Origin of the sequence: Bacillus taeanensis (assembly GCF_003318295.1) — a bacterium.
GTDB classification, from domain to species: domain Bacteria; phylum Bacillota; class Bacilli; order Bacillales; family UBA6769; genus Maribacillus; species Maribacillus taeanensis.
The window spans coordinates 348,068-363,725 of the sequence record NZ_QOCW01000001.1 but is presented as its reverse complement, the minus strand read 5'-3'; the positions used below and the strand labels follow the sequence as shown (position 1 = coordinate 363,725).

Below are 15,658 nucleotides of genomic sequence, written 5' to 3'. Positions count from 1 at the left end.
TTTTCCTTCATATGAATGAAACATGTTAAAACGTACAAAAAAAGAGCTTTAAGCCTTTTTCGTCTTAAGCTCTAATTGGAGGCTGTTATCATTCAGCCTTATTTGCACGTTTAATTAATTCTTTTAATTCTTGTATAAAAACATTAATGTCTTTAAACTGCCTGTAAACAGATGCAAACCTTACGTAAGCAACATCATCTACTAACGCTAATTGGTCCATAACGATTTCCCCGACATCTTCGCTGCTTACTTCAGAATTCCCACGATTGCGCAATTCTTTTTCAATATCTGTTACAATTTTTTCAAGTGTTTCAAGGGGAACAGGCCTTTTTTCACAGGCTTTAATAAGCCCTCTCAAAATTTTATCACGACTAAACTCTTCACGAGTCCCCTCTTTTTTTACGACGATGAGCGGAGTTTCATCAACAGTTTCAAAGGTTGTAAATCGATAGTTACATGATTCGCATTCTCTTCTACGTCGAATTGAACGTCCCTCATGAACAGGCCGTGAATCTAAAACTTTCGTACCGTTATATTGACAATTTGGACACCGCATTCCACCATCTCCACTCATTAAGCCATTCTAATTTATAACTAAAATCAAATTTTCATGTTCTTCTCTATCTTGAGTTAACTAAAGGCAGAGCTTTTTCCAACTTCTCATACATTCCCTCAATAACTTTACTGCTGTATTGAAAATCTGTAGGAAGTTTTGTTTCAGTTGAAACAGAAAAATCAATCGCTGTGCGAAAAGGCTGTACCGTAATGACTGTCATAACCATTAAAGCCTTTTTAGGACTCTTAATCTGAACACTAATCTCTCCACGCTCTTCATAGACAGATAAAATTTCAAAATTATTATTTTGTTTTACAATATTTAAGCACTCTTGAAGAGCTTTCTCTTTTGAAGTTTTAAAATAACGTGTTTTTAAAGTTTCATTTCCATGCTGTTCACTTGTTTCAGAATGACTGCTAAAAATAGTTTGGAATTTCTCTTTAAAAGACAATGTCTGCACCTACCTATTTTTCTATAGAATAGCAATAAATAGCTTAAAATTCAATGTATAATCTTTATTGTTGAATTAAGTTTCAAAAATTTATGCAAATAAAAAAGAGGTGCACTCTTTCAGCACCTCTTGTAACAATCTGTCCTTATAAAACAGAGACTTTTGATTTTTCTACTTTAACGGGCCCCATTCCTCGAGGAAACTCAAGATTTTCACGGACCTTTGCTCCAAGTGATTCTGCAATATAATCTGCCGCAACATTTGGATCAATACGATCTCCACAAGTATAAACATCAATACTTGCATAACCATGCTCTGGAAAACTGTGAATTGTTAAATGTGATTCAGAAATAATTACAACGCCGCTTACACCATGGGGAGCAAACTTATGAAATGCTACTTCACGAACTTCAGCTCCTGCTTTTAATGCAGCCTCTACAAAAATCTTTTCAATTTGTTTCATATCATTCAATGTATCAGTATTACAATCCCATAACTCTGCAATTACATGGCGTCCCATTGTATCCATAGCAAAGTCCCCCTTTTAAAAATATTCATGCCTTCTTCAGCATGCGGAGTTGAACAGCTACCACGGGGGAAAGTTAGTCCAAAGAGGTCCTAACCCTTTAAGTAGTATCCAATCCTTAAGTGCTATATTGAAGTTCACGAAACATAGTATACTTTGTTTAAATACGATTTGCAATAACTTTTTTCGAATTTTGTTACCAAAAAGAATACTTGTCAAGGGGAGTTCTATAAATACAATGTTAAGCTTACCGTTATAACGCCATTTTATACAATTTAAAGGATATGCTTACCGCTGAAAGGTGATCACTTTGCCTTTTAAGTACACGTTTTCCTTTATAACACGCCTACCTTTTCATGCTTTCGCAATTGTTTCGCTACATAATTCATTAAATCGACAACACGGCAGGAATAACCCCATTCATTGTCATACCATGCAAGTACCTTTACTTTCGTATCTCCAATAACCATTGTTGATAAACTGTCTACAATCGAAGAATTTTCATTTCCATTAAAATCAATTGAAACAAGCGGTTCTTTACAATACCCTAAAATCCCTTTTAAAGAATCATCTGCTGCTTCTTTTAATGCTTCATTAATTTCCTCTATCGTTACTTTTCTCTTTACATCAACAACAAGGTCAACTAAAGAAACATTTGGAGTAGGAACTCTTAACGCCATACCATGAAGCTTTCCTTTTAGCTCTGGCATTACTTTCGCAATCGCTTTCGCAGCTCCTGTTGAAGTTGGAATAATTGATTGTCCGCATGCCCGGGCACGGCGTAAATCTTTGTGTGGATTATCAATATTTTTTTGGTCATTTGTATAGGCATGAACAGTTGTCATCATCCCTGATTCAATACCAAACTTTTCATGCAGCACTTTTGCAACAGGTGCTAAACAGTTTGTTGTACATGAAGCATTGGAGATAACATGATGCGCTTCATGTTTGTAATCCTTTTCATTCACACCCATTACAATTGTAATGTCTTCATCTTTCCCAGGTGCAGTAATCAGAACCTTTTTAGCTCCTGCTTCTAAGTGATAACCTGCTGTTTCCTTTGTTTTAAATTTACCAGTGGCTTCAATTACAATATCTACTTTAAGCTCCTTCCACGGAAGAGCTTTTGGATCGCGATTATTTAATAACTTTATCTTTTTACCATTTATTATTAATGCATCCTCCTCAGCACCAACCTCCCCTTTAAAAGTTCCATGGATGCTGTCATATTTAATTAAATGTGCTAACGTTTGAGAAGGATAACTCGCATTTATTGCAATAATGTCTATATTTTCTTGCTCTATTGCTTTACGAAAAACCATACGACCAATACGGCCAAAACCGTTAATTGCTACCCTTATGTTCATTAGGATACCCCTTTCGATATATATGTTATACTTTTTTATGATTAGTATAACATATAAATATGAATTGAAAAGATATAATTGCACAAAAAAATAAAAATATCCTAAATTAGGCTTATTCAATTGATTTTTTTCACAATTAAACATACACAAACTAAAAAAGACCTATAACTAGGTCTTTTCATTAATTGGGATATTCCACGCTCTTAAAATATTTACAAGCTGTTCTTTTGTTTTACTTAATGAGCCGTTATTATCAATAACACCATCAGCGAGCAGCACTTTATCTTTTAACGGCATTTGTGAAGAAATCCTTCTTTCAGCATCCTCTTTTCCAGCATGATCCCTCATTATAAGCCGTTCTAACTGCTTCTTTTCATCAACATATATGAGTAAAGTTTTTTCAACCATATGTGTTAATTTACTCTCAAACAACAGTGGAATATCGAGTACAATATGATGATATCCTTGTTGTAAGTATGTATCTTTTTGTTCAATCATTTTTTTTCGAACAGCTGGATGAACAATATTATTTAATACTTCACGTTCTTTAGGATCAGAAAAGATAAGAGTGCCTAATTGTTTTCGATTCAAATTACCATGAGAATCAAGAATTTCCGTTCCAAAGTATTTGACGATCTCTTTGTATGCAGGTTCTCCTTGTTCAACGACCTGCCTGGCAATTTTATCAGCGTCTACAACCGGCAAACCAAGTTTGGTAAGTATAATTGAAACTGTACTTTTTCCACTTGCAATCCCGCCTGTTAATCCTATAATCATCTCGTTCCCCGCTTTCTGCTTAATATGGAAAGGTGCCCGCAGCAGTACGAGCACATTACATTTTCCATATCCCTAATAAAATTAATAAAAAACCTGGAATAAAAGACATTTTTTCCACCCATTTAATATGGGAGAAAAGATAGCCGCTTTTCATTCCAAACAATACAAATATAGAGCTCATGCAGGCAACGACAAATGCTGTAGGCAAAGCCGAAAAGCCAACCAACGCCGCACCTATTCCAGCCCCAAATGCATCCAAAGAAAGTGCTGCTCCTAAAAGAATCGCTTCTATTCCAGTAATTGTTCCGGAATCATCCATATCGGCAGTTGTTGGTTTTTCTAAAATTTGAATAACAACACCAAGTGATTTAATTTCAAAATTTAAAAGCAAGTTCTCTCCTTGTTTCACTTTTTCCTCATGCTTTGGCCGCAGCACTTGATAAAGCACCCAAACACCAATAAGTATGAGGACAAAACCACCAATTCTCTCGGCAAGGTGAGGAGAAACCCAATACGCAATCACCGTGCCTATTCCCATTGAAATAAGCAATGTTACTGCAGAGCAGCAAGCAATTATGAGGATTGATCGCAATGGGATTTTCATTTTTCGTAATCCATACGTAAAACCTACACCAAAACTGTCTAAACTAACTGCAATTGCTAATAGAAGTACCGAAAGCCACTGCATCTTATGTTCTCCTTCCATTCACTGTTACCTACGATAGTATATGGAAGGAGCCTATCCAACGTACTAGACTTCTATATTTTTTGACAATTTGGACAGAAGTGTGTGCCTCGTCCTCCTACAACTGACTTCTCAATCATTGTCCTGCACTTTTTACAAGCCTCTCCTTTTCTTCCGTATACGAACAGCTGCTGTTGAAACATCCCAATTTGACCTTGACTGTTAACGTAAGAACGAATTGTACTGCCTCCTTGTTCAACTGCTTCAGACAATGTCTTAATAATTTCTTGATGAAGTTTTGCTGCTTCTTCAGCCCCTATATCTTTGGCAAGACGCTCCGGATGTATATTCGCGCGATACAACGCTTCATCTACATAAATATTTCCTAAACCAACAACCGTAGTTTGGTCAAGTAAAGCAACTTTTACTTTTCGTGTTGTCCTTGACAAGGCTTCATTTAAAACATCTAACGTAAATTCTTCTGAAAAAGGTTCATATCCGAGCTGACTTAAAGGCAGCCTTGTTTCTTCCGTACCTTTTTCAAACAGATGCATTGTACCAAACTTTCGAACATCACGATATCGCAGTTCTGTTCCATCTTCAAAAACAAAAAAAACGTGTGTATGCTTATCTGCAGGCTCCTCTTGCTGATACAGCCCGTATTTCCCCTCCATACGCAGATGCGAAACAAGCACATAATCATCTAATAGAAATTTAAGAAATTTCCCTCTTCGTTCCATGTTATGAATGGTTTGACCGATGCATTTTACTTTAAACTCTTCCACATCATCTGGGTGTTTAATAATTTTAGGCCACATTACTTTGACATCTTTAATTTTCTTTCCAATTACAAGCTGCTGAAGAGTACGTTTGACTGTTTCTACTTCAGGTAGTTCAGGCATGTTATTCTTCTCCTTTTATGTTAAACATTAATTATGGGGTAATAAATAACAAATGGAAACAACGTACACATTGCACGTTGTTTCTCTCATTATACTTTTTTATTTTGCATCATACCATGTAGAGCCATAAGAGTAGTCAACCCTTAACGGCACATCTAACGATAACGCACTTTCCATCACTTCCGGTACAATTTTCTTCAATACATCAACTTCACACTTAGGTACTTCAAAAATAAGCTCATCATGAACTTGAAGAAGCATTTTCGTTTCTAATCCCTCTGACTCAAGACGCTTTGCCATCTCCACCATTGCCAGTTTTATAATATCAGCAGCTGTTCCTTGTATTGGTGTATTCATTGCTGTACGTTCAGCAAAGCTGCGCAGATTAAAATTACGACTGTTGATTTCCGGTAAATAGCGTCTTCGATTTAGCAGCGTGGTAACAAATCCGTCTCGTTTAGCCTGTTGTATAATGTCATCCATATAAGCTTTCACACCTGGAAAACTTTCTAAATAGCGCTCAATAAACGCTGCCGCTTCTTTTCTCGTGATTCCGAGACTTTGTGATAGTCCGTAATCACTAATACCGTATACAATCCCAAAGTTTACCGCTTTAGCATGACGGCGCATATCAGCTGTTACTTCCTCTTCTTTTGCGCCAAATACATCCATTGCCGTCTTCGTATGAATATCCATCCCTTCATTAAAAGCATCGATTAATTTCTCATCTTTTGCAATATGGGCGAGGACTCTTAACTCAATTTGTGAATAGTCAGCAGCGAAAATAACCCAGTCATCTTGAGCAGGGATAAAAGCTTGACGAATTTTTCTTCCTTCCTCCAAACGAATAGGAATGTTTTGCAAATTAGGATCAGTAGAGCTTAACCGACCTGTTTGTGTAATTGCTTGGTTAAAGCGCGTATGAATTTTATTGCTTTCTTTGTTAACAACTTTTAATAACCCTTCAATATAAGTAGAGTAAAGCTTTCCTAATTGACGATAATCAAGGATCTTAGGAATAATCTCGTGTTTATCGGCTAACTTTTCTAACACATCAGCAGAAGTGGAATAACCTGTTTTCGTCTTTTTAACAACTGGAAGCTGGAGCTTTTCAAATAAAATTTCTCCAAGCTGCTTTGGTGAATTCACATTAAATTCTACACCTGCAAGTTCGTGAATTTCTTTTCCTAATCTTTGCAGCTTTTCATCAACCTCTTTACCCATATTTTCAAGTCGGTTGACGTCTACTTCTACTCCTTGTCTTTCCATTTTCCCTAATACAACAGAAAGAGGCATCTCAAGCTCTGAAAACAATTCATATTGGCTGTTTTCTTTTAATTCTTCTGACACCTGCTCATATAAACGAAAAAGTGCATCAGCTTTACGAATAAGGTGTTCACTTAGGACATCCTCTTCAGGAATTTTTCGCTTTGCTCCTTTACCGTATACTACTTCGTCATGCTGCACATTTGCATAGCCTCTTCGGTTTGCGATATCTGCTACATCATGACTTGATTCAGCTGGATTTAGCAAATAAGAAGCAATTAATAAATCAAAATTAACGCCTTCAAGATCGACTTCATGCCACCCTAATGAAACAATCGCACGTTTTGCATCAAACGTTAGCTTTTCTTGCCCTGGATCTTTTGCCCATTGTTTAAAGTAATCTGATGTTAATGCTTTTTCTGTTGATAAATAAAATCGACCTTTTTCATTAACAAACCCAATCCCTTGAATAGGAGCATTATGATAATTTTCATCATTTACTTCTACTACGAGTGCTGTCGGAGAAACAAACATCTCTGGTGTAATTTCTTCAACAATTTCATAGTTCATTTCTTCATCCAACATTTCCTGTTCTTCTAGTGAATCATCACTAAATTTTCCAAGCAATGACTTAAATTCAAGCTCTTTAAACAGATCACTAATTTTTTGTTTATTATACTCACTTAATTGAAGATCGCTAATCGAAATTTCTACTGGTGTTTCTCTTAAAATTGTAACAAGTTCTTTGCTCATTAAAGCTTGATCACGATTTTCCTCAAGTCTTTCTTTCATTTTCTTTCCAGAAATTTGATCAATTGATTCTAAAACTTTATCGACTGTTCCGAATTCATGCAGCAGTTTTAAAGCTGTTTTTTCTCCTACTCCAGGCACACCGGGAATGTTATCAGATTTATCACCCATAAGGGCCTTCATGTCAATAATTTGATCAGGGGAAAGCCCATACTTTTCATGAAGTGCTTCGATGTTATATGTATCAACATCTGTAATCCCTTTTTTCGTAACGGCAACCGTTACATGATCACTGACAAGCTGAAGCAAATCTTTATCACCTGAAAATACCTTCACTTCCCAATCTTCTTCTTCTGCCTTTTTAGACAGAGTACCGATAATATCATCTGCTTCATATTGGTCAAGCTCATACCGAGGAATATTAAATGCGTCTAATAATTCACGAATAAATGGAAACTGCTCTGAGAGTTCAGAAGGTGTTTTTTGTCTGCCGCCTTTATATTCTTGATAGTTTTTATGACGAAACGTTGTTTTCCCAGCATCAAACGCAACAAGCATGTGTGTTGGCTTTTCCTCTTCTAATACTTTTAAAAGCATTGTTGTAAATCCGTACACAGCATTTGTATAAATCCCTTTATTCGTACTGAGTAATGGAAGTGCGAAAAAAGCGCGATAAGCAATACTATTTCCATCTATTAATACTAATTTATTTTTCAATGAAGAAGCCTCCCTATTCCATTATGTAAAAAATACCGCTGCATCCTTTTCTATTTTATCATGACGATAAACAGAATGAAAAATACAGCGGTAGAAGTTTACTTACTGTGTATCACCTAATAATAATTTTGCATATGGAGAGTTTGCTGGAATCATAATTACTGTTTCACCATTAATTGTTTTTTTATACGATTCAAGCGTGCGATAAAGTTCATAAAAAGCAGGATCTTGACTAAACGCTTCATTGTAAATTTTTGCAGCTTCTGATTCACCTGCTGCAATAATTTCCTCAGCATCCGCATTCGCTGTAGCTAAGATTGTTGTTACATTTTTATCTGCTTCGGCTTTCATTCGATTTGATGCAGCATCACCTTGCGATAAATATTCCTGTGCTTTTGATTCACGCTCTGAAATCATTCGTTTAAAAACAGATTGTTCATTCGCATCTGGTAAATCAGTTCGCTTCATACGAACATCTGTTAAAGCAATGCCGTACCCGTCCCGTTCAAGAAGTTCATTCACGCGATCACGAACACGATCATTTAAACTTCCTCTTGATGATTTTTCATCATTAATAATTTCATCATAATTTAATTGCCCAAGCTCTGTCCGAATAACAGAGAAAATAAATTCTCCCATCTTTGCTTCTGCATTCTCAATGGATCTTGCATTTTTGATCATTTGTTGAGGGTTTGCAACATACCAAACAGCATAATTATCGACGATCATTCTTTTTTTATCTTTAGTTGTTATTTCTTCAGGGGTTACGTCATAAAGCATCTGGTATTTTGGAAGTGTTGTCATCGATTGAACAAACGGAATTTTAAAGTAAATACCAGGTTGGTTTTCAATGCGTACAACTTCTCCAAACTGACGAATAACTTTGTATTCTCCTTCTTTCACAATAAAAACACTGCTTAATAATGCGCCAATCACAAGTAAAAGAAGGAGAAAAAACATTCCTGACTTAAACCACGTTCTCCAGTTTCCACCTTTTAAACGCTTCTGCATATCGATTACACTGCTGCTGTTATTACTCATTGCCCCGCACTCCCTTCCTGTTGTTTTTGTTGTTTTAGTGTTTCAATCGGCAAATATTTCACAGTACTTCCATCTTCTTCTGTAATATAGATTTTGGCATTTGGAAGCACTTGATCTAATGTTTCAAGCACTAAACGTTCTCGCGTCACATCTGGGTGTTTTTTATACTCATTAAACAAGGCATTAAATTTTGCTGTATCCCCACGCGCGTTTTCAATTCTTTTTGCTTTTTCTGCTTCTGCTTTTGAAATAATGGCATCTTTTTGGCCTTCTACTTCATTTTCTTTTTGGTTTGCATATTTTTCTGCTTCATAGATTTTTGTATTCATTTCTTCACGTGCATCAACAACATTTGTAAAAGCTTTTCTCACCTCTTGATTTGGAAGTTCTACATCCTGAAGCTTTACATCTAAAATCGATACACCAATTTCATAACGATTCATTAATTTCATTAATAATTCTCTTACATCTGCTTCAATTTGGGCTTTTCCAGATGTAAGGGCATCATCAATTTTCGAACTTCCAATAACACCTCTTAACGAAGCAGAAGTAGCATTATATAAAATTTGTTTTGGTTCATCCGAGTAGTATAAATACTTCTTTGGATCGGTAATACGCCATTGTACGACAAGGTCAACAAGCACAATATTCTCATCACCTGTTACCATTTTGGTCTCTTCTGGATAATCGACAACTTCTCCATTCTCCTCATCATAACCAAATGTCAAACTAAAGGTTTCTCGAGATAAAACTTCAACCGATTGAATTGGCCAAGGCAGCTTAAAGTGCAGGCCAGGCTCACTAATTCCTTCTTCTACTTTTCCAAAAGTCATAATTACTGCCTGTTCGGATTCATCGACAGTAAACCAACTTGTAATTAAAACAATACTTAATAAAATAATAGAAAAAATCGCACTAGTAATGACAACGATACGCTTTGTATTCATTGTGCTTCCCCCTTTTTTGCCTATTAGTAGTATTTACGCTTATCTAGGAAAAAGGTTTCATTTCCCATTGAAACAATCGTTAAATCTTACATATATATGTTTTTACGGCATAAAAAAGGACGAGAGAATGATTTCTCTCGTCTACACATGGATATGTTTATCCGTGATGAAGGGGTTCTCATTAAATATAACGGATAAATGTAAAGCTTGTTTAAAGATAATGTGTGTTTTTTGTAAAGATTGTTAAATTTTCCGTTTGTTAAAGATAATCGTAAACGTAGTGCCGTTCCCCAACTCACTTTCCACCGTTATTTTCCCTTCATGTGCCTCTACAATATGCTTCACAATTGCAAGTCCAAGTCCGGTTCCTCCAGAGTTTCGACTTCTTGCACGATCCACCCGGTAAAAACGTTCAAAAATACGCGGAATGTCTTCTTGCGGTATCCCAATTCCTGTGTCTGAAATTTTAAATATAACTGTATCCTCTGCTTCAGTTAAATCAATATGAATGCTTCTTCCCTTTAACGTATAAGTAATACTATTATTAATTAGATTAATAAAAACTTGCTTTAAACGGTACATATCTCCTAAGATGACAGGGTTTCCTGTCACATTAAACGTCACTGTAAGCTCTTTATTATCAGCTTTTTCTTTTAAGATTACTAATACATCCTCAATATTCTGTTTTAAATCGACTACATCCCAATTCAAGACAATTCCCTTTTGCTCTATTTTAGATAAGTCCAATAAATCTTGAATTAAACGTTGAAGCCGTTCACTTTCTTCCAACATAATCATTAAAAATTGTTTTCTTAATGTTTCATCTTCCATTGCACCATCGAGTAACGTCTCGGCAAAGCCTTTTAAAGAAGTAACAGGTGTGCGTAATTCATGAGAGACATTTGCAACAAAATCTTTTCGCATTTGCTCTAAATTTTTCAATTCTGTAATATCATGAAAAACAAGCACAACCCCTTTAAGTCGTCCCTCATTATCAATAATTGGTGTACTGTTGATGTCAAAATGTTTCCGTTCAATGTTTACAGTAATTAAAATTTGTTTATGAACTTGCGCTTCTGTCATAAAAGTTTCTTCAATCACTTTAATAATTTCTTTTTGAGACAATACATGGTAATAAATCTTGTTCAGCCATTCACTTGTATTCACTTTAAACATCTCTTTATACGTACGGTTAACAAGATTAATATAACCTTTAGAGTCAATAAGAATAAGGGCGCTTCCCATGTTTTCAATAAGGGTAGATAAACGGTTCTGTTGAGCTTTATAAGAGTTTGTCATTTCCTGCAAGTTCCTTGCTAACACATTAATAGACTCACTCAATTGTCCTGTTTCATCTAATTGATCATCATATGTGCGTGCATTAAAATTACCATGTGCAAGCTCATTTGCAACACGCGTCACATCAGCAAGCGGCATTGTTAAACGATGCATAATACGCACACTCATAATAACAATAATGATAAAGCCAATTGATAAACATGTAAAAATAACAATCCTTAGCTTATAATAACTATTTTGTACCGTTTCTTTTGATAAACTAAACTGAAGAAAAGCTGGTTCCCCTTCCACTGTAAAAGGAATTGTATACTGCATATTATTAAGATGCTTCTCCAAAGTTTTTTGATTTGACAAACGTTCAAGCTCCCCTAATTCCACAGGAGCTTTTTGCTGCTTCCCTTCTTCATTAATCATTGTCTCATCATTCAAAAAAATACGGACCATTCCTACCTGATTGTTATTTAAAGTACGGACTAGAACCGGTAAATGCGACGTCGTCCATTCTTTTTCATGCAAAAGCGTCTCTACAAAAGCGGCTTCTCGTTTCAACTGCTCGATATAATCATTTACATATAAGCTTTTTAATAAATTTTCAAGAAGTAATGCTACACCAATAAATGTAATGACCATCACAATTAAAAGGGCATTTAACATTCGAAATCGAAATTTATTCATGTGGATGAGGTGCCTCTAATTTATAGCCTAAGCCACGAATTGTCTTAATGTAGCGCGGCTTTCTTGTATTCCTTTCCATCTTATCTCTTAAATGACTAACATGAACATCTACAATCCTTGTGCCACCCGAATAAGAATAGTCCCAAATCGCCCCAAGAAGCTGCTCACGAGTTAATACCCTGCCTCTATGCTTTGCTAAATAATGAAGCATTTCAAATTCTTTAGGTGTTAAGTCTAACATCCTCTCTTTAAAGAGCGCCTCAAAACGTTCTGGGAAAATTTCTAATTCACCAATAACAATTTTGTGAAATTCTTCTTTCGGTTCTATAGTTTGATTTGAAATCCGCCGTAAAATTGCTTTCACTTTTGCTACAACTTCACGCGGGCTAAACGGCTTAGTCATATAATCATCTGCCCCAATTTCAAGGCCAAGCACTTTATCAAATTCATCATCTTTTGCTGTAAGCATTAAAATCGGAGTAAGGATTTGCTTTTGACGAAGCAATTTGCATACTTCTAACCCATCTAACTTCGGCAGCATAAGATCAAGAACGATTAAGTTAGGATGATAGGTCTCCACTAAATAAACAGCTTCTTGACCATCTAACGCTGTAATAACGTCATAACCCGCTTTTTCTAAATTAAACTTTAATAAGGTGACAATAGATATTTCATCATCGACAACTAATACTTTTTGAGTCATCTTATTTCTCCCCCTAAAACATTTTACCCTTCATTACTAATTATCTTTTTCTAATTCTCATCATACTATTTTTTTTCATAATTCAAAAGCGGTGTGAACATTCTCTCTAAAAAGAGTGCCATATTCTAATATGGCACTCTTTTTAGAGAGAATTTAAAAGTTTTCAAAAGTACTCGATGTAATTGGTTTTGGAGGATAAGGAGGACTCACTTTTAACATCCCTTCAATTACCTTTTCTTGCCCTTCATCAAATGCATCTATTTTTATTTCAATAAGATGGGCTTCCTGCTGTTTGCCAACTACCTCAAATTGAAATAAAACAGTTCCATAGTGATAAACAGGTTTTAAAAAGGCTAATTCCTGCTTCATAATGGCACTTCCTGGTCCTGGTAAATACTTCGAAACAGCTGCATTAACAATACCAGTAAGCATTAAATGCGGAACAATTGGTTTTTTAAAAGGTGTCATTGAGGCATAGTCATGCTGAATAAACAACGGATTATTATCGTCTGATAACCCTAAATAGAGCAGAAGATCTTTATCCTCAATCTTCTCCGTAATTTCCAACTTCTCCCCTACAGTAATTTCTTCAATTTGACGCCCTAGCTTTCGTTTCTTACCTAAAACCATAACCTCGTCCTCCTCTTTTGGAAACATGGTATCGATTATAAGCTAAAAAGAGATTCGGAAATTTTCCAAACCTCTTCTTAGAAAAGCCTCAACTACGCTAATACGTTCATTACATTACGAACTGATTCAGCTGATTTATCAAGTGCTGCCTTTTCTTCTTCTGTTAAATCAAGCTCAATAATTTGTTCAAGGCCATTACCGCCTAGAATTGTTGGAACCCCTAAATAAATTCCATCATAACCATACTCACCTTCAAGGTAAGCAATTGCTGGAATAACACGGCGTTGATCTTTCAAAATAGCTTCTGTCATTTGTACTAATGAAGCAGCAGGTGCATAGTAAGCACTGCCGTTTCCTAGAAGATTCACAATCTCTCCACCGCCTGTACGCGTACGCTGAACAATTTCTTCAAGACGCTCAGGTTTAATCAATTTTTCAAGCGGAATACCACCAGCATAAGAGTAACGTACAAGCGGAACCATATCATCACCATGACCGCCTAATACAAAACCAGTTACATCTTTCACTGATAGGTTAAGCTCTTGTGCAACAAATGTACGGAAACGCGCTGTATCAAGGACTCCTGATTGTCCAATAACACGTTCTTTCGGGAAACCAGATTCTTTAAACACTGAATATGTCATTGCATCAACTGGATTTGTTAGCACAACAATAATTGCTTCAGGAGAATGTTTTACAAGCTCTTTTGTAATAGACTTCATAATCTTTGCATTTGTATTTACAAGGTCATCACGACTCATACCAGGTTTACGCGCAATACCGGCTGTAATAATGATTACATCCGAATTTGCTGTGTCTGCATAATCAGAGGTCCCAATAATATCAGCATCAAATCCTTGAACAGGACTTGCTTCAAGCATGTCTAACGCTTTTCCTTTTGTTGGGTTTTCTAAATTAGGAATATCAACCAGCACAACATCCCCAAGCTCTTTTTGCGCAAGCATTAAAGCCGTGGTTGCTCCTGTAAAACCTGCTCCGATTACTGAAACTCTTTTTCGTTTAATCGCCATGTTAATCACCCTCCATTTTAACTAATGGTTAGTTCATGTTTTTAATTAAGGCGTCCGCAAATTCAGAAGTTTTAACTTCTGTTGCACCATCCATTAGACGTGCAAAGTCATAAGTTACAACTTTACTTGCAATTGTTTTTTCAATTGAATCCATTACTAATTTTGCCGCTTCATGCCAACCAAGGTGCTCAAGCATAAGTACACCAGATAAAAGAACAGATGATGGATTTACTTTATCAAGTCCTGCATATTTTGGAGCTGTTCCGTGTGTTGCTTCAAAAATAGCATGTCCTGTTTCATAATTGATGTTTGCTCCAGGAGCAATTCCAATTCCGCCAACTTGTGCTGCAAGAGCATCAGAAATATAATCTCCGTTTAAATTCATTGTAGCCACAACATCAAATTCAGCTGGGCGAGTTAAAATTTGCTGTAAGAAAATATCTGCAATTGCGTCTTTTACAATAATTTTACCTGCTGCTTCTGCATCAGCTTGTGCTTTATTAGCTGCATCACGACCTTCACTCTCAACAATACGGTCATATTCAGCCCATGTAAATACTTTATCTCCAAATTCTTGCTCTGCTACTTCATAACCCCAGTTTTTAAAAGCACCTTCTGTAAACTTCATAATATTACCTTTATGAACTAATGTTACACTTTTACGATTTTCAGTAATTGCATACTGAATTGCTGCACGCGTTAAACGTTTTGTACCTTCTTCAGATACTGGTTTAATCCCAATTCCTGATGTTTCTGGGAAACGAATTTTATTAACACCTAGTTCATTTTTCAAGAAATCAATTAACTTTTTAACTTCATCAGAGCCTTTTTGATATTCTACACCTGCGTAAATATCTTCAGTATTTTCACGGAAGATTACCATATCTGTATCTTCAGGACGCTTTACTGGTGATGGTACTCCTGTAAAGTGACGAACTGGACGTACGCAAGCAAATAAATCAAGCTCTTGACGTAATGCTACGTTTAATGAGCGAATTCCGCCTCCGATTGGCGTTGTTAATGGCCCTTTAATTGCAATTATGTATTCGCGAATTGCTTCAAGTGTTTCATCTGGCAGCCATTCACCTGTTTGGTTGTATGCTTTCTCACCTGCTAATACTTCTTTCCATACAATGTCTTTCTCACCGTTATATGCTTTTTCTACTGATGCTTCTAAAACACGTGAAGCAGCTGCCCAAATATCCGGGCCAATTCCATCACCTTCAATAAATGGAATAATTGGATTGTTTGGTACTTGTAATTGTCCATTGCTAGTTACTGTAATTTTTTCACCGTTTGCCACTGCAAAAACCTCCTATGATGTAATAAATCTTT

General features: G+C 36.0%; 15 protein-coding genes. All 15 read right to left on the bottom strand.

All coding sequences use genetic code 11. The annotated features are described in order from the left end of the window. Positions 1–88: 88 nt before the first annotated feature. Positions 89–556, bottom strand: a complete 468-nt coding sequence (gene nrdR, locus DS031_RS01785; protein ID WP_113804205.1) for a transcriptional regulator NrdR — start codon at positions 554–556, stop codon at positions 89–91. A gap of 64 nt (positions 557–620) precedes the next feature. After that, positions 621–1,007, bottom strand: a complete 387-nt coding sequence (locus DS031_RS01780; RefSeq protein ID WP_113804204.1) for a cytosolic protein — start codon at positions 1,005–1,007, stop codon at positions 621–623. Positions 1,008–1,152: 145 nt separating this feature from the next. Continuing rightward, positions 1,153–1,536 carry an adenosylmethionine decarboxylase gene (gene speD / locus DS031_RS01775; RefSeq protein WP_113804203.1) on the bottom strand — a complete coding sequence of 128 codons (384 nt, stop codon included), beginning with the start codon at positions 1,534–1,536 and terminating at the stop codon, positions 1,153–1,155. A 332-nt stretch (positions 1,537–1,868) separates the two neighbouring features. After that, on the bottom strand, positions 1,869–2,900 hold the full coding sequence (locus DS031_RS01770) for an ArsJ-associated glyceraldehyde-3-phosphate dehydrogenase (RefSeq protein WP_113804202.1): 1,032 nt from the start codon (positions 2,898–2,900) through the stop codon (positions 1,869–1,871). 168 nt (positions 2,901–3,068) lie between these two features. Further along, complete coding sequence (coaE, locus tag DS031_RS01765) at positions 3,069–3,677, bottom strand: dephospho-CoA kinase (RefSeq protein ID WP_113804340.1); 609 nt, start codon at positions 3,675–3,677, stop codon at positions 3,069–3,071. Between the two features lie 55 nt (positions 3,678–3,732). Beyond that, positions 3,733–4,365: a sporulation membrane protein YtaF gene (gene ytaF / locus DS031_RS01760; protein WP_113804201.1), complete on the bottom strand. Its 633-nt coding sequence runs from the start codon at positions 4,363–4,365 to the stop codon at positions 3,733–3,735. A 71-nt stretch (positions 4,366–4,436) separates the two neighbouring features. Next, the gene (gene mutM, locus DS031_RS01755; RefSeq protein WP_113804200.1) at positions 4,437–5,264 is read right to left on the bottom strand and encodes a DNA-formamidopyrimidine glycosylase; all 828 of its coding nucleotides are present in this window, start codon (positions 5,262–5,264) and stop codon (positions 4,437–4,439) included. Between the two features lie 99 nt (positions 5,265–5,363). Beyond that, positions 5,364–7,997 (bottom strand): DNA polymerase I, encoded by a 2,634-nt coding sequence (polA, locus tag DS031_RS01750; protein ID WP_113804199.1) that lies wholly within the window; start codon positions 7,995–7,997, stop codon positions 5,364–5,366. A gap of 102 nt (positions 7,998–8,099) precedes the next feature. After that, positions 8,100–9,038: a protease modulator HflC gene (gene hflC / locus DS031_RS01745; protein ID WP_113804198.1), complete on the bottom strand. Its 939-nt coding sequence runs from the start codon at positions 9,036–9,038 to the stop codon at positions 8,100–8,102. Continuing rightward, complete coding sequence (gene hflK, locus DS031_RS01740; protein WP_113804197.1) at positions 9,035–9,985, bottom strand: FtsH protease activity modulator HflK; 951 nt, start codon at positions 9,983–9,985, stop codon at positions 9,035–9,037. The genes hflC and hflK overlap by 4 nt, the downstream gene beginning before the upstream one ends. A gap of 243 nt (positions 9,986–10,228) precedes the next feature. Beyond that, positions 10,229–11,959: a two-component system histidine kinase PnpS gene (gene pnpS / locus DS031_RS01735; protein ID WP_113804196.1), complete on the bottom strand. Its 1,731-nt coding sequence runs from the start codon at positions 11,957–11,959 to the stop codon at positions 10,229–10,231. Further along, on the bottom strand, positions 11,952–12,662 hold the full coding sequence (locus DS031_RS01730; protein ID WP_113804195.1) for a response regulator transcription factor: 711 nt from the start codon (positions 12,660–12,662) through the stop codon (positions 11,952–11,954). Before DS031_RS01730 ends, pnpS begins: the two co-directional genes overlap by 8 nt. A 153-nt stretch (positions 12,663–12,815) precedes the next feature. Then, entirely contained in the window at positions 12,816–13,292 is a 477-nt protein-coding gene (locus DS031_RS01725; RefSeq protein ID WP_113804194.1) for a MaoC/PaaZ C-terminal domain-containing protein, read from the bottom strand. 92 nt (positions 13,293–13,384) lie between these two features. Beyond that, positions 13,385–14,323, bottom strand: a complete 939-nt coding sequence (mdh, locus tag DS031_RS01720) for a malate dehydrogenase (protein WP_113804193.1) — start codon at positions 14,321–14,323, stop codon at positions 13,385–13,387. A 28-nt stretch (positions 14,324–14,351) separates the two neighbouring features. After that, positions 14,352–15,626: an NADP-dependent isocitrate dehydrogenase gene (gene icd / locus DS031_RS01715; RefSeq protein WP_113804192.1), complete on the bottom strand. Its 1,275-nt coding sequence runs from the start codon at positions 15,624–15,626 to the stop codon at positions 14,352–14,354. Positions 15,627–15,658 lie beyond the last annotated feature (32 nt).